Origin of the sequence: Brevundimonas sp. UBA6550 (genome assembly GCF_002434505.1) — a bacterium.
Taxonomy (GTDB): domain Bacteria; phylum Pseudomonadota; class Alphaproteobacteria; order Caulobacterales; family Caulobacteraceae; genus Brevundimonas.
Window position 1 is genome coordinate 462,295 of the sequence record NZ_DJKE01000012.1, and the last position, 18,985, is coordinate 481,279.

An 18,985-nucleotide genomic window follows, 5' to 3' on the forward strand; every position below is an offset into this window, starting at 1 on the left:
TGTCCCGCATTGTGGTGCAAACCATGGGCGAGGGCCGCGATCAGTCGGCTGGGAGGAGTCTGTCGTGGGCAAGCTGAGCACACCCATAATCTTCGGCGCCATCGCCATCCTGGGGGCCGTGTCCCTGGGCATCATCGCCCTGCACCAGGGCGAGAGCATCAGCGCGGTCTGGATGGTGGTCGCCGCCGTCTGCACCTATGCGATCGCCTATCGGTTCTACAGCCGGTATCTGGCCAACAAGGTCATGGGATTGAACCCCGCGCGCCTGACGCCCGCCATGCGTCGCAACGACGGGCTGGACTATGTGCCGACGCCCCGGAACGTCCTGTTCGGCCACCACTTCGCCGCCATCGCGGGGGCCGGGCCGCTGGTCGGGCCGGTGCTGGCCGCGCAGATGGGCTATCTGCCCGGCGTCCTGTGGATCCTGGTCGGGGCGGTGCTGGCGGGGGCGGTTCAGGACATGATGGTCCTGTTCATGTCCACGCGCCGCGACGGCAAGTCCTTGGGCGACATGATCCGCACCGAAATGGGCAATATCCCCGGCATCATCGCCCAGGTCGGCGTCCTGATGATCATGGTCATCATCCTGGCCGTTCTGGCCCTGGTGGTGGTCAAGGCCCTGGCCGAAAGCCCGTGGGGCACGTTCACCGTCGCCGCCACCATCCCCATCGCCATCTTCATGGGCCTGTACACCCGCTTCCTTCGGCCGGGCCGCGTGGGCGAGGTGTCGGTGATCGGCGTCGTCCTGCTGATCCTGGCCATCATCGGCGGCGGTCATGTGGCGGCTGATCCCTACTGGGGCCCGGCCTTCACCCTGACCGGCCCGACCCTGGCCATCCTGATGATGGTCTATGGCTTCATCGCCTCGGTCATTCCGGTGTGGCTGCTCTTGGCGCCGCGCGACTATCTGTCGACCTTCCTGAAGATCGGCGCCATCGTGGCCCTGGCCGTCGGCATCCTGATCGTGCGTCCGCACCTGCAGATGCCGGCCATCACCCCCTTCATCGACGGCACCGGCCCGGTCTTCGCCGGCGCCCTGTTCCCCTTCCTGTTCATCACCATCGCCTGTGGCGCCGTGTCGGGCTTTCACGCCCTGATCTCGTCGGGCACCACGCCCAAGCTGCTGGAGAACGAAGCCCAGATCCCGATGATCGGCTATGGCGCCATGCTGTGCGAAAGCTTCGTCGCGGTCATGGCCCTGATCGCCGCCACGGTTCTGGATCCGGCGGTCTATTTCGCCATGAACAGCCCGGCCGCCGTGATCGGCAAGGACGCGGCCTCGGCCGCCGCCGCCGTGGCCCAATGGGGCTTCCACATCACGCCCGGCGAGCTTGAGCAGCTGGCCCGCGACGTGGGCGAGCATTCGATCCTGTCGCGCGCGGGCGGCGCCCCGACCCTGGCGGTCGGCATGGCCCACATCCTGTCCAGCGTGATCGGCGGCAAGGCGATGATGGCCTTCTGGTATCACTTCGCCATCCTGTTCGAGGCCCTTTTCATCCTGACCACGGTGGACGCCGGCACCCGCGTCTGCCGCTTCATGATCCAGGACCTGCTGGGCGTCGCCGTGCCCAAGATGCGCGAGACCAAGTCCTGGGCCGCCAACGTCGTGGCCACGGCCCTGACGGTCGGTCTGTGGGGCTATTTCCTCTATACCGGCGTGGTCGATCCGCTGGGCGGCATCAACAGCCTGTGGCCCCTGTTCGGCATCGCCAACCAGATGCTGGCGGCCGTCGCCCTGATCCTGGGGACCGTGGTCCTGTTCAAGATGAAGCGCGAGAAGTTCGCTTGGGTCATGGTGGTCCCGGCCACCTGGCTGCTGATCTGCACCCTGACGGCGGGCTTCCAGAAGCTGTTCCACCCCGAGGTCCGCATCGGCTTCCTGGCCCATGCCCGGAAGTATCAGGAGGCGCTGGGCGCCGGCGAACTGATCGCCCCGGCCAAGTCGGCGGCGGACATGCACCGGATCGTGGTCAACGACTACGTCAACTCGGCGCTGACGGCGGGCTTCCTGTTCGTGGTCATCACCATGGTCGTCTATGGCGTCCTGGCCTGCCGCAAAGCCTATCTGAACAACCGTCCGACCGTGCGCGAATATCCCGAAAGCCACGAACTGACGGCGGCCGACGAAGCCGCGGACGTGGCCCGTGCCTGACCCCTCGAACGAGGACCTGCTGTGCCTGTGCCGCGACGCCGCCCTGCGGTGGGGTCGCGGCGTCAGGCGCACGGCCGGCGCCATGATCGGCCAGCCGGACTATCAGGCCTATGTCGACCATGCGGCGGCGACCCATCCCGACCAGCCGCCGCTGGACAAGACCGCCTTCTTCCGCCTGCACGAACAGCGCCGGTTCGGCGGGGCGGGCGGGTTCAAATGCTGCTGATCGCTCTTTGATCTTCCGCTCATCCCGGCGGAAGCCGGGACCCAGCGCTTCGGGCGGTCAACCCGGAGCCAGAGCGCCAGCCGCCCATCCAACGCACCCATCTTGCAAAAGACCTGGGTCCCCGCTTCCGCCGGGATGAGCGGATAGAGGAAGATGATCTTAGAGCGGGCCGGGTCGGTCAGCGGCGCCGGCCCGGTCCTGGCCGCGAAGCGCGGCGATGGCGGCCTCCAGCGTCGGATCGTCGCCGGCCCGGCGCTGGGCCACGGTTCGAGGGGCGGCGATGTCGGGCGTCACCCCGCGCTTCTCCAGCCGCGTCCCGCCGGCGGTGACGAAGTCCGCCCGGCTGAGCGTCAGCCGCCCGCCGTCGGGCAGATTGGTCTCCTGCGCGATCAGCACCGAGCCGCCGGTCCGTTCCCCCACCACGATGCCGCGCCGCGCCTCCTGCAGGGCCGCCGGGGTCAGCTCGGCCGCGCTGCGGCTGCCCTGATCGACCAGCACCGCGACCGGATTGGCCAGCGGATCGCGCCGGTCGCCGCAGTCGCCCGCCGCCCTCAGCACCACCGCCCGGCCGGTGCGTCCGGTGCGCGTGGCCCAGGCCTGATTGCGCGGCAGGAAGCAGGTCAGAACCGATTCCGCCTCCCACAGCCGTCCGCCCGGATTGCCGCGCAGATCCAGCACCACGTCCACATCGGGCGGCAGGCCCTCCAGCGCGCTGCCCATCCACGGCCCAAGGCCCTTGTCGAACTGCTCGACCCGCAGCACCAGCACCCCGGGCCGCGACGTATCGGCGACAAAGGGCTGGACCGCATCCATGATGCGCGGCGTCAGGGTCGTCTCGCGCCGCTGGCCCGTCTCGTCGGTCAGGACCAGATGCACGGGCCGGCCGTCGAACGTCTCCACGTCCGGCCCCCACGGCTGGCCATCCACGGTATTCAGCGCCCAGCCCAGTTGTATGCCCGCCTCCTCGGCCGGCGAGCCGGGGCGGATGCGTTCGACGGTCCAGTCGTCCGGGCTCTGACCCCGCATCAGGGTCATGCCCATCACGGCGCGACGCGCGAACTGGGCCTCCTGGCGGCGCACGGCCGCCGGCGGGCTGGCGGCGGCGTGGCCGTCGTCCAACAGGTCCAGCATGGCGTTCAGCACCCGGTACAGCGCCCGTTCATCGGGCGCGGCCAGGGCCTGGGGTCGGAACTGCGCCCGCGCCGCGCGCCAGTCCACGCCATGCAGGCCGGGGTCGTAATAGCCGCGCCGCACCTCGTCCCACACGCGGTCGAACACCCGCTGGTTCAGCCGCGCCTGCTGGCGGGTCGGCCCCGCCGCGACGACCGCCGCACTAGCACTGTCAGGCGCCGCATCGGCCGCCGCCGCCTGCCCTACGGGAAGGCCCAGCAACAGGACGCCGAACAACCGTGCGGAAAGGCAAAGACGCATGGCCTTCATCTGACCCAAGCCCCGCCACGCCTCAAGTCACGAATGCGCGTCATCCGGGCAGTCCCGCCTGCCGCCCCCACGATCGCATCCGATCCTTTCGTCACGTCTCCCTTCGCGCCGCATCCCATGATAGGGGCGCGGCATGAGCATCACCACGGTCGGCCTGGACGCCGACGACACCCTTTGGCACAACGAGACGATCTTCCGCCTGACCCATGCGCGGTTCGTCGATCTGCTGGCCGACCATGGCGACGAGGCGACCATTGAGTCGCGCCTGGCCGAGACCGAACAACGCAATCTGCGCCTCTATGGTTACGGGGTGAAGGGCTTCACCTTGTCGATGATCGAGACGGCGATGGAGTTGACCGACGGAACCGCCCCGCCCCACGTCGTGCGCGAGATCCTGGCCGCCGGCCGCGAGATGCTGGCCCACCCGGTCGAGACCCTGCCCGGCGTCGACGAAGTGATCGCAGAGTTGTCGGAGAAATATCGCCTCGTGCTGATCACCAAGGGCGACCTGCTCGATCAGGAACGCAAACTGGCCGCGTCCGGCCTGGGCGAACGGTTCAGCGCGGTCGAGATCGTGTCGGAGAAAGACCGCACCACCTACGACCGCATCTTCGCCCGTCATGGCACAGGCCCGGCCGAGGCCGTCATGGCCGGCAACTCCATGAAGTCCGACGTCCTGCCCGCCATCGCCGCCGGCGCCTTCGGCGTCCACATCCCTTACGCCGTCACCTGGGCCCACGAACTCGCCGACGCCCCGGTGGACGAACCTCGCTATGTCTCGCTGGCCCGCATCGGCAAACTGCCGGACTGGATCGCGGCGATCGATTTTTAAGACAGAGCCTAATTTCAAGGCCTTGGTCGCCGCGAGAGGAACCTAAGCCGAGACACACATAAGAAATCTTCAATAACGTCCGACTGTGCTTCAGCAGCAAAAAAGCTCAGATCACAGGCAAAATGGGTGAGTGTGTCTATTCTAAAACACTGCGAATGTATAACATCGTTATATTCGCTATAATCACCCCCTGCCTTGACGTCACCATCTGTGTCAGGTTTGTGACCCGCAAGCGGCGGATCAACGACGTCTTTTGGCGTCTTGTCCCCCATCGGCCGCGCCATACGGAGTCCATATGCGAAATATTCTATTGTCATCAACGGTGCTCGCTGGCGCCCTGATCGCCACGACCGCCTTCGCCCAAGATCTGCCTGCCCAGACGACGTCCCCCTCAGACGCTTCGGCCACGCAACTTGACGAAATCATAGTCACCGGATCGCGCATCCGTCGCAGCGCCGCCAATGCGCCGACCCCTCTGATCCAGGTGTCGCAGGACGAGATTCTGTCGACCGGCCAGACCAGCGTCATCGACTATCTGGCGACCATCCCTGCGCTTCAGAACTCCACGGTGCCCTCCGACACCACCGGATCCAGCCTGAACACGGGGGGCCTCTCCTTGCCCAACCTGCGCTCGCTGGGCGCGGGTCGCACGCTGACGCTGGTCGACGGTCGCCGGCATGTCGGGTCTTCCGGCGGCGAACTGTCGGTGGATGTGGACACCATTCCGCGCCTGCTGATCCAGAATGTCGAAATCATCACGGGCGGCGCCTCTTCGGTGTACGGCGCCGACGCGGTTTCGGGCGTCGTCAACTTCATTCTGAAGAAGGACTTCGAAGGTCTGGAGATCGACGCCAACTATGGCCAGATCAACAGCAACGGCGAAGCCAGCCGCCGCATTTCCGGCCTGATCGGTAAGAACTTCTTCGATGACCGGCTCAACGTCTATGCGCATGCCGAGTACGAAAAGATCGACAACGTCGATTCGATGGACATCAACTGGATCCGTCGCGCCCCGATCCGTTTGTCGATCGACGCCGACCCCACGACGGCGCCGTATGACGGCCGTCTAGACGCCACGGTCTTCTATGGCGTCAACCGTCTGGACATCCTGCCGTGGGGCCAAACCACGCTGGCCAATCTGCAACAGCCCAGCAACCTGACCAATCCCAACATTCCCTATCAAAACTGCTTCAGCGGTGGGAACTTCACCTATGCCGCAAACTGCTACGGCGTCACGCCCGGAAAGACCTACGTTTATGACGGCGCAAACGGTCGCCTGGCGAACTTCGGTCAGCGCGTCGGCAACGTCGGCATCAATCGTCCCTATAACATCGGCGGCGACGGCATGCCGTTGGGCGAAGTGGCTGGCTACAGCCGCGTTCCCGCGTCGGAATCGCAGCGTTACCAAGTCGGCACCAACTTCAAGATCACGGACGCAATCAGCTTCTACGCCGAAGCTAAATATGTCACCGAAGACACCTTCATGCGGGGTCAGCGGACCTTCTTCGACGTTGATCTGGACAACGATTCCTACGGCGCCAACGACACGAACTCTATCTGGGGCACATCGGCCTTCGACCTGCGCTGGGACGACAACGCCTTCCTGCCGCAGAACTTGAAGACGGCTATCGCCGCCAATCGCATTGATATTTATGCACCCCCGACCGCCGCGAACGCCGGTCAGTTGATCAGCAGCCAGGCGCTGCCGATCGCGCGTCACAGCTTCTTCGGCCCCGACCGGACGCAGTCGAACACCCGTGACATCCAACGCTATGTCGCTGGCTTCAAGGGCGATCACGGGCCGATGGGCTTCGCCAAGTCGCTGTCCTGGGACCTGGGCTACACCTACGGCAAGGCCGAGATCGAAAACATCGAGCGCGCTGTCGATTCGCAGCGCATGGCGCTCGCCGCCGACTCGGTCATCGACAGACTGGGTGTCGCTGGCCCGGCAGGCTCCATCGTCTGCCGCTCCAAACTGCTTCAGGCGCAAGGCGCGACCTTCATCGCCGACAAGCACCGCAGGGACGCAAACGGCGCCCCCACCAACCTGCTGGACACGGAATACGGCCGCAACTCGATCGCGCAGTGTGCGCCGCTGAACATCTTCGGCGCAGGCAATCAGTCGGCTGAAGCGCTGCAGTACGTGGACGCCGCCGTCGTTGTTAAGGAAATGAACGAGCAGCAGCAGGCTGTCGGCTCGATCTCCACCGAGCTCTGGGATCTCTGGGGCGCCGGCAACCTCGGCTTCGCCTTCGGCGGTGAATGGCGCAAGGAAACGACATCGGCCATCGGTCGTAGCGCGTCGGCCGGCGACCGCCTGCTGTTCCTCAACACCGGAGCGGATTTCCCTGAAGTCAGCTATGAATCCAAGGAAGTGTTCACGGAGCTGTCCGTGCCGCTGTTCCGCGATTCCCGTCTTGGCGAATATGCCGAACTCAGCGGTTCGTACCGCTGGGCCGACTATTCGACGGTCGGCAATGTCGATGTCTACGGCGTGAACCTGGTTTATCGCCCGATCCGCGACATCACCTTCAAGACCAGCTTCAACTCCTCTGTTCGCGTTCCGAACCTCGGCGAGAACTACGCTCCGTTCGGCCAAACCTTCGCGAACAACTTCGTCGATCCCTGCGCGACCGCCAGCATCGCCGGAGTGAACGACCAGGAGACGAAGGCCAACCGTATCAAGAACTGCACGGCCTTGGCCGCGCAGAAGGGTCTGACGTTCGACTTCGCCGGCGCGACCGCCACCAACACCGACGACTTCCGCCCGGACTACACCTCGGGCATCGCCGGCGTCAGCGGCGGCAATCCGAACCTGGAGCCGGAAGAATCCGAATCCTTCACCTTCTCGACCGTGCTTCAGCCGCGCTTCATCCCCGGCCTGACCATGACGCTGGATTACTATGAAATCCGCATCGACAAGGTGATCGCCTCGGTCTCGGCTGAAGGGATCGCGAACAACTGCGTCAATGGCGCGGAACTGAACCTGGACGCCTGTAACTCGATCTTCCGCAACTCGCCGAACATTCCGTTCGGTGTCGGCGCACCGTCCGGCAATGCGATCGGCGGCTTCATCGAGCGGTCGTTCAACTACGCTGCTCTTGAGACCCGCGGGCTCGATTTCGGCGCCAACTACACGCTGGAAACGGCTGACTTCGGCAAGAACTGGGGCGCCTTCGACTGGCGTGTGAACGGGTCGTGGCTGATCGAGCAGAAGCAATATCTGAACGAGTCGGACCCCAGCGACTACGATGAACTGGCCGGCAGCATCGGTCTCAGCGGCACGAACGTCTATCCGCGTGTGCGTCTGAGCTCGTCGCTGGCATGGCGTCCGAACGACACCTGGAACATCAACTGGACGGCCGACTGGCAGTCGAGCGCCAACATCATCCGGGCGCGTGACTTCATCAACAACGCCGACGCCCGCTTGGTCGACCAGATGGAGACCGGACCGTTCGTTCGTCACGATCTGACCGTTCGCTACAAGGTGCGGGACGATCTGACGCTGCGCGCCGGGGTCGTGAACCTGTTCGACGCCGAACAGCGCGACATCCTGGGGACGACCATCTACTCCAACTACGACCCCTACGGCCGTCGCTTCTTCGTCGGCCTGAACTTCCGCCCCTTCTAAGGCGGGTTCACTTCTGAGACTGAAGGGCGGCGTCGCAAGACGCCGCCCTTTTTCTTTGCGCAGAGGCCGCACCGCCTTGTCAGGCGTCCCCTCCCTCTCTAAACGGGCCGCTTAACCGACAACATGACGCGAACGTCGCATGGCCCTGCCGTGCGGGGGCTTCTCGCGCGCGTGAAGACCGAAGGAACAGGCCGCCTTGCTCGCCCCCGACATCCGTCATGACGAACGCGACGCCATGGTGCGCGCGGCGCTGGCCGAACAGGGCGACAGCGGCGTGACGCCGCGTCACACGCGGTTCTACTTCTATGGCGAAGGCGACCACGGCGACCTGAACGAGGTCGCCCGCCGCGCGGGTTTCCTGACCAGCGGCGCCGACGATTCCACCATTCTAGAGACCACCATGGCGGTGGACGAGGCGTCGTTTTCGGCCACCTCGGCCATGATGCAGACCTGGGCCGCGGCCTTCCAGCTGGACTATGACGGCTGGGACTGCGCGGTCGTGACCCATTAGCGTTCAATAAGAAGAAGAGCTGGCGATGCCCAAGCGCACAGACATCAAGTCCATCCTCATCATCGGCGCCGGCCCGATCGTCATCGGCCAGGCGTGCGAGTTCGACTATTCCGGGGTTCAGGCCTGCAAGGCGCTAAAGGCCGAAGGCTATCGGGTCATCCTGGTCAACTCGAACCCCGCCACCATCATGACCGACCCGGAGGTGGCCGACGCCACCTATATCGAGCCGATCACGCCCGAGATGGTCGAGAAGATCATCATCAAGGAAAAGCCCGACGCCCTGCTGCCGACCATGGGCGGACAGACGGCGCTGAACACCGCCCTGGCCCTGCATGAATCCGGCGCCCTGGCCCGCCACGGGGTCGAGATGATCGGCGCCAAGGCCGAGGTCATCGACAAGGCCGAGGATCGTCAGAAGTTCCGCGACGCGATGGACAAGCTGGGCCTGGAATCGCCCCGCTCAAAGGCCGCCCATTCGATGGAAGAGGCGCTGGAGGGGCTTGAGTTCGTCGGCCTGCCCGCCGTGATCCGCCCGTCCTTCACCCTGGCCGGCACCGGCGGCGGCATCGCCTATAACCGCGAGGAGTTCGACGAGATCGTGCTGCGCGGTCTGGACCTGTCGCCGACGACCGAGGTCCTGATCGAAGAGTCGGTGCTGGGCTGGAAGGAATACGAGATGGAGGTCGTCCGCGACACGGCGGACAACTGCATCATCATCTGCTCCATCGAGAACGTCGATCCGATGGGCGTCCATACGGGCGACTCGATCACCGTCGCCCCTGCCCTGACGCTGACCGACAAGGAATATCAGCGGATGCGGACCGGCTCGATCAATGTGCTCCGCGAAATCGGGGTCGAGACGGGCGGATCGAACGTCCAGTGGGCCATCAATCCCGTCGACGGCCGCATGGTGGTGATCGAGATGAACCCGCGCGTGTCGCGCTCGTCGGCGCTTGCCTCCAAGGCCACCGGCTTCCCCATCGCCAAGGTCGCGGCGCGCCTGGCCGTCGGCTACACGCTGGACGAACTGCAGAACGACATCACCCAGGTCACGCCCGCCTCGTTCGAGCCGAGCATCGATTATGTGGTCACCAAAATCCCGCGCTTCGCCTTCGAGAAGTATCCGGGTTCGGAGCCGCTGCTGGGCACTTCGATGAAGTCGGTGGGCGAGGTCATGGCCATCGGCCGCACCTTCCAGGAATCGATGCAGAAGGCCCTGCGCGGGCTGGAAACCGGCCTGTCGGGCTTCGACGAAATCGAGATCGAGGGCGTCGCCGGCGCCGCCGACGATGCGACGGCCCGCGCCGCCGTGGTGCGGGCGCTGGGCGTGCCCACGCCCGACCGCATCCGCGTCATCGCCCAGGCCTTCCGCCACGGCCTGTCGGTCGAAGAGGTCAATGCTGCCTGCGCCTATGAGCCGTGGTTCCTGCGCCAGATCGCCGACATCGTGCGCGAGGAAGGCCATGTCCGCGTCAAGGGCCTGCCGTCCGACCCGACCGAGTTCCGCCGCCTGAAGGCCAAGGGCTTCTCCGACGCCCGTCTGGCGCAACTGACCAGCGCGACCGAGAAGGCCGTGCGTCTGGCCCGTCGCGGTCTGAACGTGCGCCCGGTGTTCAAGCGGATCGACACCTGCGCCGCCGAGTTCGCCTCGGCCACCGCCTATATGTATTCGACCTATGAGACCGGCGCGCTCGGCCAGATCCCAGAGTGCGAGGCCGAACCGTCGGACAAGAAGAAGGCCATCATCCTGGGCGGCGGTCCGAACCGGATCGGCCAGGGCATCGAGTTCGACTACTGCTGCTGCCACGCGGCCTTCGCCTTCGACCAGATCGGCGTCGAGTCGATCATGGTCAACTGCAACCCCGAGACCGTCTCGACCGACTACGACACCTCCGATCGCCTGTATTTCGAGCCGCTGACGGCCGAGGACGTGCTGGAGCTGATCGAAGTCGAACGCTCCAGGGGCGAACTGATCGGCTGCGTCGTGCAGTTCGGCGGCCAGACGCCGCTGAAGCTGGCCCACGCCCTGCAGGACGACGACATCCCCGTTTTGGGCACCAGCGTCGACTCCATCGACCTGGCCGAGGATCGCGAGCGCTTCCAGCAGATGCTGGAAGGCATCGGCCTGCGCCAACCGCCCAACGGCCTGGCCCGCAGCGCCGAAGAAGCCGCGCAGAAGGCCGAAGAGGTCGGCTACCCCGTCGTCCTGCGCCCCTCCTACGTCCTGGGCGGACGCGGCATGATGATCGTCCACGACCGCGAGCAACTGGACCGCTATGTCCATGAGGCCATGCGCGTCTCGGGCGACGATCCCGTCCTGATCGACCACTATCTGAACCGCGCCACCGAGGTGGACGTGGACGCCCTGTGCGACGACGAAACGGTCTTCGTGGCGGGCGTACTGGAGCATATCGAAGAGGCCGGCGTCCATTCGGGCGACAGCGCCTGTTCCATGCCGCCCTACTCCCTGTCCGCCGAGACGGTGGCCGAGCTGAAGCGCCAGACCACCGAAATGGCCAAGGCTCTGAAGGTGCGCGGCCTGATGAACGTGCAGTTCGCCATCGAGGAACCGCACAGCGCCGAGCCACGCATCTTCGTGCTGGAGGTCAACCCGCGCGCGTCGCGCACCGCGCCCTTCGTGGCCAAGACCATCGGCCAGCCCATCGCCGCCATCGCCGCCAAGGTCATGGCGGGCGTGCCGCTGAAGTCCTTCGGCCTGACGGACAAGCCCTACGACCATATCGCGGTCAAGGAAGCCGTCTTCCCGTTCGCGCGCTTCGCAGGGGTCGACACCATCCTCGGCCCGGAAATGCGTTCGACCGGCGAGGTCATGGGCCTGGACTGGAAGCGCGAGGGCGAGGCCGACATGGCCCCCGCCTTCGCCCGCGCCTTCGCCAAGTCCCAGATCGGCGGCGGCACCACCCTGCCGACCTCGGGCTGCGCCTTCATCTCGGTCAAGGACGAGGACAAGCCCTTCATCGTCGACGCCGCCCGGACCCTGCTGGCCGAGGGCTTCAGCCTGATCGCCACCGGCGGCACCCACACCTATCTGGTCGAACAGGGGCTGGAGGTGAAACGGGTCAAGAAGGTGCTGGAAGGCCGCCCGCACATCGTGGACGCCATGAAAAACGGCGAGGTCCAGCTGGTCTTCAACACCACCTCGGGCAAACAGTCGCTGCAGGACAGCTTCAGCCTGCGCCGCACGGCTCTGATGATGAAGATGCCCTATTACACCACCACCGCCGGCGCGCTGGCGGCGGCCCAGGCCATCGGCGCCATCAAGGCCGGCGACCTGGATGTGAAGGCGATCCAGGAATACTGAGCGATCGACGGGCGGAGGTTTCGACCTCCGCCCGTCGGCTTTTGAGACTTAGCGGGTCAGAATTCTTCCCAGCCTGCGTCCTCGGCGACCGGTTCGGGACGGCGCACGGCGGCGGAGCCCGACCCTGTGTTGCGCATCTGGACGACCGGCCGCGGGGCCTGGCGGGCGGCAGGCGGGACCGGGGCCTTGCGCGCGACCGAAGCGGGCGCGCCGAGGTTGAACCGAGCGACCGAGTCCGCAAGCCCCATCGCCTCTTGCGACAGAGAATGGCTGGCCGCCGTCGATTCCTCGACCATGGCGGCGTTCTGCTGGGTCACCTGGTCCATCTGGTTCACGGCGGTGTTGACCTGGGCCAGGCCGACGGCCTGCTCCTGCGCCGAGGCGGCGATTTCGGACACCAGGCCGTCGATCTCGGCAACGCGGCCGACGATGCGTTGCAGGGCCTCGCCCGTCTGGCCCACCAGATTGACGCCCGTATTCACCTGGCGCGTCGACGCCGAGATCAAAGCCTTGATCTCCTTTGCGGCCTCGGCCGAACGCTGGGCCAGGGCGCGCACCTCGGAGGCCACGACCGCGAACCCGCGACCGGCGTCGCCCGCGCGGGCGGCCTCCACACCGGCGTTCAGGGCCAGCAGATTGGTCTGGAAGGCGATTTCGTCGATCACGCCGATGATCTGGCTGATCTCCTGCGCCGACTTTTCAATGTCCCCCATCGCCTGGACCGCGTCGCGAACGATGACGCCGGACATCTCGGCGTCGCCCTTGGCGGCCTGAACGGTATCGGATGCCTGACGCGCGCCGGCTGCGGTGCGGTTGACGGTGGCGGTGATCTGATCCAGCGCGGCGGCGGTTTCCTCCAGGCTGGCGGCCTGTTGTTCGGTGCGGCGCGACAGGTCGTCGGCGGCGTGGCTGATCTCGCCCGAACCCGAGCGGATGGCCGACACATTGGTCACGACGACCGACATCGTGTCCTTCAACGCGGCCATGGCGGCGTTGAAATCGGAACGCAGCTTTTCGTACTCCACCGGCAGGCTGTCATTGACATGATAGGTCAGGTCGCCCTGCGCCAGCCTGTCCAGCGCGACCCCGAAGGATTGCACGACCAGGGCCTGCTGTTCGGCGATGGCCGTTTCGCTGGCGATGCGTTGATCGTGGTCGGCCTTGGCCTTGGCCTCGACCAAGGCCGCGTCCGCCTTGATCTTGGCGACGGCGGCGTCGCGGAACACCACCACGGCGTCGGCCATCTGCCCCAGTTCGTCGCGCTGCCCCACCGCCGGAACGACGATGCCGTGGTCGCCGTCCGCAAGGCGCAACATGGCGCCCGTCATGGCCTGCAGAGGCGTGGAGACCCGTTTGACGATCACATGGGTGGCGAAGATCAGCAGGCCGACAGCCGCCAAGGCGATCAGGGCCATGACGATCATGGCGATCTTGAAGACTCCGGCGGCTTCCACGCCATCTTCGCGGGCCACGCGAACCTGAAGATCGACAAGCTTGGCCATGTTGGCGCTGACCGGATCGATCGCGGGATAAAGGTCGGTTCGAACGAACCGGTCCAGCCCCGCCGTGTCGCCCGCGCGCAGCAAACGCTCCAGCTCGTCCACCGCCGCATTGGCGGCGGGCAGGGCCGCCGACGTGCTCTCGACCAGAGCATGCTCGTCGGTCGTCATGCGCGTGACGCGGTAGGCGTTCCAGTTGCTGGCGATGGTCGACTTGGCGGCCGTGATGGCCTGGATCGCCTGGTCGGACGTCATCGCGCCGTCGCGCGCCTTGTGTGCGGTATCGACGATGTTGACGGCGTACATGTCGACGGCCGCCTTCAACTGCTGCATCGGGACCACGCGATTGGCGAGAACCGACTGCATGCGCTGGTTCATGACCGATGCGGACACCCAGCCGCTGAGACCGATCGCCGCCATGCCGACGGCCAGGGCGGCCAGACACAGCAAGAGCCGCGCTTTGATGCTCATGATCGCAATTCACCTCGAATGGGATCGCGCGTGCCGATGCCGCGCCTGTCCTCGTCCCTGCGGCGATTACAGAATGCGCATTAAGCAAGTCTCAATTGTTGCTTTTGGAGTAAAGTATCGTCGCAACTCCGAAGACACGCGCCAGTTGCGTTATTCTTTTCGAAAGGGACAGAATAGTTTCAGTCCGGCGTCTTATGACGTCTTGGAGTGCTCGGACCCGATCGGCTCCGCATCCCCGCCCTGCACGATCCGCGTCGCGGCCAGGTCGGCGGTGACATTGCCCACGGTGCGGAAGATGTCGGGGATGACCTCGACCGCCAGCAGCAGGGGCAGGACGCCCAGCGGCAAACCCATGGCCAGGCAGATGGGGCCGATGGCGGCGAAGAAACTGACCTGGCCCGGCAGGCCGACCGAGGCGATGGACACGGCGATGGCCGTCAGCCCGCCCGCGATCAGAACGCCGAGACCGAGGTCGATCCCGTTCAGCTGCGCCACATAGAGGCAGACCGCCAGGTTGGCGACCGGGCTGGTGATGCGAAACACCGCCACCGCCAGCGGCAGGATCAGGCCGGCCGAGGTCTGGGGCACGCCCAGCCAGTCACGCGCCCGTTCGATCATGACCGGCAGGCTGGCCAGGGACGACTGGGTCGAGACGGCGACGACCTGGGCCGGGGCCACGGCGCGGGCGAACCGGGCCAGCGAAATCCGACCCCAGACCACCGCCACGACATAGGTGATCAGGATCAGGCCGATCTGGCTGAGGCAGACAATGGCGACATAGTGGGCCAGCGTCCCCGCCACGCCCAAACCCGCACGCAGCCCCACGCCCAGCGCCAGGGCGAAGACGCCGAACGGCGCGGCCAGCAGCACCCAATGGACGATCACCACCATGGTCTCGGCCACCGCCTCGAAGAAGCCGGCAAGGGGACGACGCAGTTCGGTCTTGATCCGGGTGGCGGCGAAGCCGAAGGCCACGGCGAAGACGACCACGGCCAGCACCCCGTCGTCGGCGGCCGCCTTGACCACATTGGCCGGCGCCAGACTGGACAGGAAGGCGCGCAGGCCGTCCGTTCGCGCCGCCTCGCCCACCACGGCGGCCGAATCCGCCGGCGTTCCGGCCAGAAGGGCGCGGCCGGCCTCCGGGTCGATGGGCCACAGGGCCAGCAGCCCCAGACCCGCCAGGATCGCATAGACGGTGGCCCCGACCAGCAAGACGCCGAAGACCATCAGCGACCGCGCCGCGATTCGCCCGGTGGCGGCCGCGTCGGCGATGGAGACGATGCCGGTGACCAACAGGCTGAAGACCAGCGGGATGACGGTCATACGCAGCGCGTTCAGCCAGACCTGCCCCAGACTTTCGACCACCCCCAGCCCGCCTGTCAGCCACGGCGCGTCCGCGCCCTGGGCCATCCCCCCGACCACCACGCCCGCGACCAGGGCGGCGATGACGAAGAAGCTGAGCGAGGTGAAGAAGGCGGCGAGACGAGAAGAGCGCATCGGCCAGAGCTAGCATCCCTTTTTGCGATGCGCGCGCCAAACCTTCTGACGGTCGCTGGCAGATCAGGTCGTCGCAGCACGAAACGCGAACCCGACGGGCGCGTTGGAGACCAGAACAAGGAGATCGACCATGTCCCGTGTGCACAAACTGGTTCCCATGCTGGGCGGCCTCTTGCTGTCCAAGGGCGGACGCCGTCTGGCGGGTCGCCACGCCGGCAAACTGGCCCTTGCGACCCTGGCCTATGAGGTGTGGCGCAGCCGTCGCGACGGCGGCCGGCCCACGGCCGCCGCCCCGAACCAGACCCAGGGCCGGCCGCGCCCCCGCGCCCGCTGGAGCGGCCGCAAGCCGCATTAGGCCTCGACTTCACCTCCCGCGGCGCGAATAGTCGCCGTTCGCCGTCCGGAGCCGACCCATGATCAAAGTCCATCACCTGAACGACAGCCGCTCGCAGCGCGTGCTGTGGCTGCTGGAGGAGTTGGGGCTGGACTATGAAGTGATCCGCTACGAGCGAAACCCCGGCAACCGGCTGGCGCCACCCGAACTGCTGAAGGTTCATCCGCTTGGCAAATCGCCGGTGATCGAGGACGGATCCATCACGGTGGCCGAGACCGGCGCCGTGGTCGAATATCTGCTGGATACTTATGGTCAGGGCCGACTGAGCCCGGCGGCGGGCACCGAGGATGCGCGGCGCTTCACCTATTGGCTGCACTATGCCGAGGGTTCGGCCATGCCCCCGCTGTTGCTGAAGCTGGTGTTCAGCATGCTTCCCCGCCGCGCGCCGGGGCTGATGAAGCCGCTGGTCAAGGGCGTGGCGAACAAGGCTCTGACCAGTTTCGTCGATCCCCAGCTTCGCACCCATGTCGCCTATTGGGAGGCCGAGTTGGCGCGCTCGGAGTGGTTCGCCGGGGATCAGTTCACCGCCGCCGACATCATGATGAGTTTCCCCGTGGAGGCAGGCGCCGATCGCGCCTTCGACGCCTCGACCAAGCCGCGCTTGAAGGCCTTCCTCGACCGCATCCATGCCCGCCCGGCCTATCGCCGCGCCCTGAAGAGAGGCGGCGAATACAGCTATGCGTGATCGGATCGTGATCGGCTGATCGCAACCCGACAGGGCGCAAGGCGTTAACGGATCATGCGCCTTCAAACCATTCAGATCATCGCCGGGCTCGCCGCCGCCGTCGCCTTCGTTCTGGCCTTCATGGCCGCCGGGGCCGCGCTGGTCTCGGGCCTGTTCATGTTTACCGGCCTGGCCGCCATCGGCTGGCTGGCCTACAGCCTGATCAAGGGCGTCCTGCGCCGCGATCCCAAGTCGGAACCGCCCGCGCGGGCCTGAAATATGGCCCGCTTGGGGCGGCGCTCTTGATTTGAGGCGCGATAACCCCTAGTTTTGATGCCCGGCCGCGCCCGCCCCGCGGCCTTTTGTGTGCCTACTTCCGCGTCTTTCCAGTCTCCGGGCGAACAAGAAAAATCACGACACAATGGAAAAAGTGCCGATGACGGCCGAGGGCTATCGCGCCCTCGACGATCAACTGAAACAATTGAAGTCGGTCGAGAGGCCCAGCGTGATCGCGGCCATCTCCGAGGCCCGCGAGCACGGCGACCTGTCCGAAAACGCCGAATACCATGCCGCCAAGGAGCGGCAGGGCTGGATCGAAGGCCAGATCGCCGAGATCGAGGACAAGATCAGCCGCGCCCAGGTCATCGACGTGTCCAAACTGTCGGGCGACCAGGTCAAGTTCGGCGCCACCGTCACTGTGGTGGACGAGGACACCGAGGAAGAGAGCCGCTACCAGATCGTCGGCGAGCACGAGGCCGACGTGAAACAGGGGCGCATCTCCATCGCCTCGCCCATCGCGCGCGCCATGATCTCCAAGGAGGTCGGCGACGTGGTCGAGGTCAACACCCCCGGCGGGGTCAAGGCCTATGAGATTCTCAAGGTCGAGTGGAAATAAGACCATGACCGGCGCCGCCGAAACACGACCGCCCCTGGTGTCGCATGTTTCGGTGGGCGTCACCGACCTGGCCAGGGCGGGCGTCTTCTACGACGCCGCCTTTCAGGCGCTGGGCGTCGGCCGGGTGATGGACCACCCCATGGGCCTGGCCTACGGCCGCACCCTTCCCGAATTCTGGGCCTCCGTGCCTCAGGATCGTGAGCCGGCTACGGCCGGCAACGGCGTCCACGTCTGTTTCGCCGCGTCGGATCGGGATGCGGTGGATCGTTTCCATGCCCAAGGACTGGCCGCAGGCGGCCATGATGCGGGCGCGCCCGGCTTCCGTCCCGAGTATGCCCCCGGCTATTACGCCGCATTCCTGCGCGATCCCGACGGCAACAAGATCGAGGCCATGACTTGGCTGCGGGCCGACACCGGCGGGGCGTGACCCCCATTCCCCCCTCAAGCCCTCTAAGCGTCTGGGTCGTCTCGGACGGCCGCGCCGGGATCCAGAACCAGGCCCTGGGGTTGGCCGAGGCCGTTCAGCACCTGACCCCGGCCGAAATCACGATCAAACACATCCGCTGGCGGCCCGTCTTCGACCGCCTGCCGTCGGCCTTGAAGACGACGGCCATGCTGGCGCCCGCATCCGATCCGATCATCGCGCCCTGGCCCGATCTGTGGATCGCGACGGGCCGCGCCACCCTGCCCCTGTCGACGCGGGTGAAGACCTGGAGCGGGGGCAAGACCTTCGTCGTCCAGACCCAGGACCCGCGCTGGGCGAACGACCGCTACGACATGATCGTCGCCCCCGCCCATGACGGCCTGTCGGGCGACAATGTCTTCGAGATCACCGGCTCGCCCCACCGCATCACGCCCCGGCGCATCGCCGAGGCCGCGCCCGCCTTCGCCGACCGCATCGCCCCCCTGCCCCATCCGCGCGTCGCGGTCCTGATCGGCGGCCGTTCCAAGGCCTTCGACCTGCCCCCCGAACATGCCGCCGACCTGGCCGACCGGATCGCGGCGGCCGTTCGGGCGTCGGGCGGGTCGCTGATGCTGACCTTCTCGCGCCGCACGCCCGAGGCGGCCAAGGCGGCCATGACCGCCCGCCTGGCGGACCTGCCCGGCTGGATCTGGGACGGTGCGGGCGACAATCCCCTGTTCGGCTTCCTGCATTTCGCCGACCACATCCTGGTCACCGAGGACAGCGCCAACATGGCCGCCGAGGCCGCCTCGACCGGCAAGCCGGTCCACGTCCTGCCGATGGTCCCGCTGAAATCCGGCGACAAGTTCGCCCGCCTGCACGACGACCTGCAATCGCGGGGCGCGACCCGCCCGTTCGACGGGACGTTGGACAACTGGACCTATGAGCCGCTGGCCGAAACCGACCGCGCGGCGCGAGCGGTTCTGGAGGCGATGCGGGCGCGATAAGGCGACGCTTCGTCGTCATCCGTCATGACCGGCATCGCGCA

15 protein-coding genes are annotated in these 18,985 nt (G+C 66.4%); 12 read left to right on the forward strand and 3 right to left on the reverse strand.

Going from position 1 to position 18,985, the window contains the following annotated elements:
- The first annotated feature begins 64 nt into the window (after positions 1 to 64).
- Complete coding sequence (locus B3Z70_RS15730; protein ID WP_292020458.1) at positions 65 to 2,152, forward strand: carbon starvation CstA family protein; 2,088 nt, start codon at positions 65 to 67, stop codon at positions 2,150 to 2,152.
- Positions 2,145 to 2,378 carry a YbdD/YjiX family protein gene (locus B3Z70_RS15735; RefSeq protein WP_292020455.1) on the forward strand — a complete coding sequence of 78 codons (234 nt, stop codon included), beginning with the start codon at positions 2,145 to 2,147 and terminating at the stop codon, positions 2,376 to 2,378. The genes B3Z70_RS15730 and B3Z70_RS15735 overlap by 8 nt, the downstream gene beginning before the upstream one ends.
- A gap of 159 nt (positions 2,379 to 2,537) precedes the next feature.
- Here the strand turns inward: B3Z70_RS15735 and B3Z70_RS15740 are convergent, their stop codons facing one another.
- Positions 2,538 to 3,809 carry a S41 family peptidase gene (locus tag B3Z70_RS15740; protein WP_292045892.1) on the reverse strand — a complete coding sequence of 424 codons (1,272 nt, stop codon included), beginning with the start codon at positions 3,807 to 3,809 and terminating at the stop codon, positions 2,538 to 2,540.
- A gap of 142 nt (positions 3,810 to 3,951) precedes the next feature.
- On the opposite strand from B3Z70_RS15740, the gene B3Z70_RS15745 reads away from it, so the two are divergent.
- From B3Z70_RS15745 to carB, 4 genes are all read left to right on the forward strand, one after another.
- On the forward strand, positions 3,952 to 4,650 hold the full coding sequence (locus B3Z70_RS15745; RefSeq protein WP_292020451.1) for an HAD family hydrolase: 699 nt from the start codon (positions 3,952 to 3,954) through the stop codon (positions 4,648 to 4,650).
- A gap of 295 nt (positions 4,651 to 4,945) precedes the next feature.
- Positions 4,946 to 8,281: a TonB-dependent receptor domain-containing protein gene (locus tag B3Z70_RS15750; protein WP_292020448.1), complete on the forward strand. Its 3,336-nt coding sequence runs from the start codon at positions 4,946 to 4,948 to the stop codon at positions 8,279 to 8,281.
- A 196-nt stretch (positions 8,282 to 8,477) separates the two neighbouring features.
- A complete protein-coding gene (locus tag B3Z70_RS15755) occupies positions 8,478 to 8,792 on the forward strand; it encodes a ribonuclease E inhibitor RraB (RefSeq protein ID WP_292020446.1) in 315 nt (104 codons plus the stop codon).
- 25 nt (positions 8,793 to 8,817) lie between these two features.
- On the forward strand, positions 8,818 to 12,114 hold the full coding sequence (gene carB / locus B3Z70_RS15760) for a carbamoyl-phosphate synthase large subunit (protein WP_292020443.1): 3,297 nt from the start codon (positions 8,818 to 8,820) through the stop codon (positions 12,112 to 12,114).
- Positions 12,115 to 12,170: 56 nt separating this feature from the next.
- Here carB and B3Z70_RS15765 read toward each other — a convergent pair whose 3' ends face one another.
- Positions 12,171 to 14,084, reverse strand: a complete 1,914-nt coding sequence (locus B3Z70_RS15765) for a methyl-accepting chemotaxis protein (protein ID WP_292020441.1) — start codon at positions 14,082 to 14,084, stop codon at positions 12,171 to 12,173.
- 192 nt (positions 14,085 to 14,276) lie between these two features.
- A complete protein-coding gene (locus B3Z70_RS15770; RefSeq protein ID WP_292045893.1) occupies positions 14,277 to 15,581 on the reverse strand; it encodes a dicarboxylate/amino acid:cation symporter in 1,305 nt (434 codons plus the stop codon).
- A gap of 130 nt (positions 15,582 to 15,711) precedes the next feature.
- On the opposite strand from B3Z70_RS15770, the gene B3Z70_RS15775 reads away from it, so the two are divergent.
- The 6 genes from B3Z70_RS15775 (at position 15,712) to B3Z70_RS15800 (ending at position 18,944) form a co-directional block, all read left to right on the forward strand.
- Positions 15,712 to 15,936, forward strand: a complete 225-nt coding sequence (locus tag B3Z70_RS15775) for a cysteine protease (RefSeq protein WP_292045894.1) — start codon at positions 15,712 to 15,714, stop codon at positions 15,934 to 15,936.
- A gap of 58 nt (positions 15,937 to 15,994) precedes the next feature.
- The gene (locus tag B3Z70_RS15780; protein ID WP_292021393.1) at positions 15,995 to 16,660 is read left to right on the forward strand and encodes a glutathione S-transferase family protein; all 666 of its coding nucleotides are present in this window, start codon (positions 15,995 to 15,997) and stop codon (positions 16,658 to 16,660) included.
- 54 nt (positions 16,661 to 16,714) lie between these two features.
- On the forward strand, positions 16,715 to 16,915 hold the full coding sequence (locus B3Z70_RS15785) for a hypothetical protein (RefSeq protein ID WP_292021395.1): 201 nt from the start codon (positions 16,715 to 16,717) through the stop codon (positions 16,913 to 16,915).
- 145 nt (positions 16,916 to 17,060) lie between these two features.
- Positions 17,061 to 17,534 (forward strand): transcription elongation factor GreA, encoded by a 474-nt coding sequence (gene greA / locus B3Z70_RS15790; RefSeq protein ID WP_292021397.1) that lies wholly within the window; start codon positions 17,061 to 17,063, stop codon positions 17,532 to 17,534.
- 4 nt (positions 17,535 to 17,538) lie between these two features.
- Positions 17,539 to 17,961, forward strand: coding sequence for a VOC family protein (locus B3Z70_RS15795; protein WP_292021400.1), 423 nt, complete (start codon positions 17,539 to 17,541; stop codon positions 17,959 to 17,961).
- Positions 17,958 to 18,944: a mitochondrial fission ELM1 family protein gene (locus B3Z70_RS15800; RefSeq protein ID WP_292021402.1), complete on the forward strand. Its 987-nt coding sequence runs from the start codon at positions 17,958 to 17,960 to the stop codon at positions 18,942 to 18,944. Before B3Z70_RS15795 ends, B3Z70_RS15800 begins: the two co-directional genes overlap by 4 nt.
- Positions 18,945 to 18,985 lie beyond the last annotated feature (41 nt).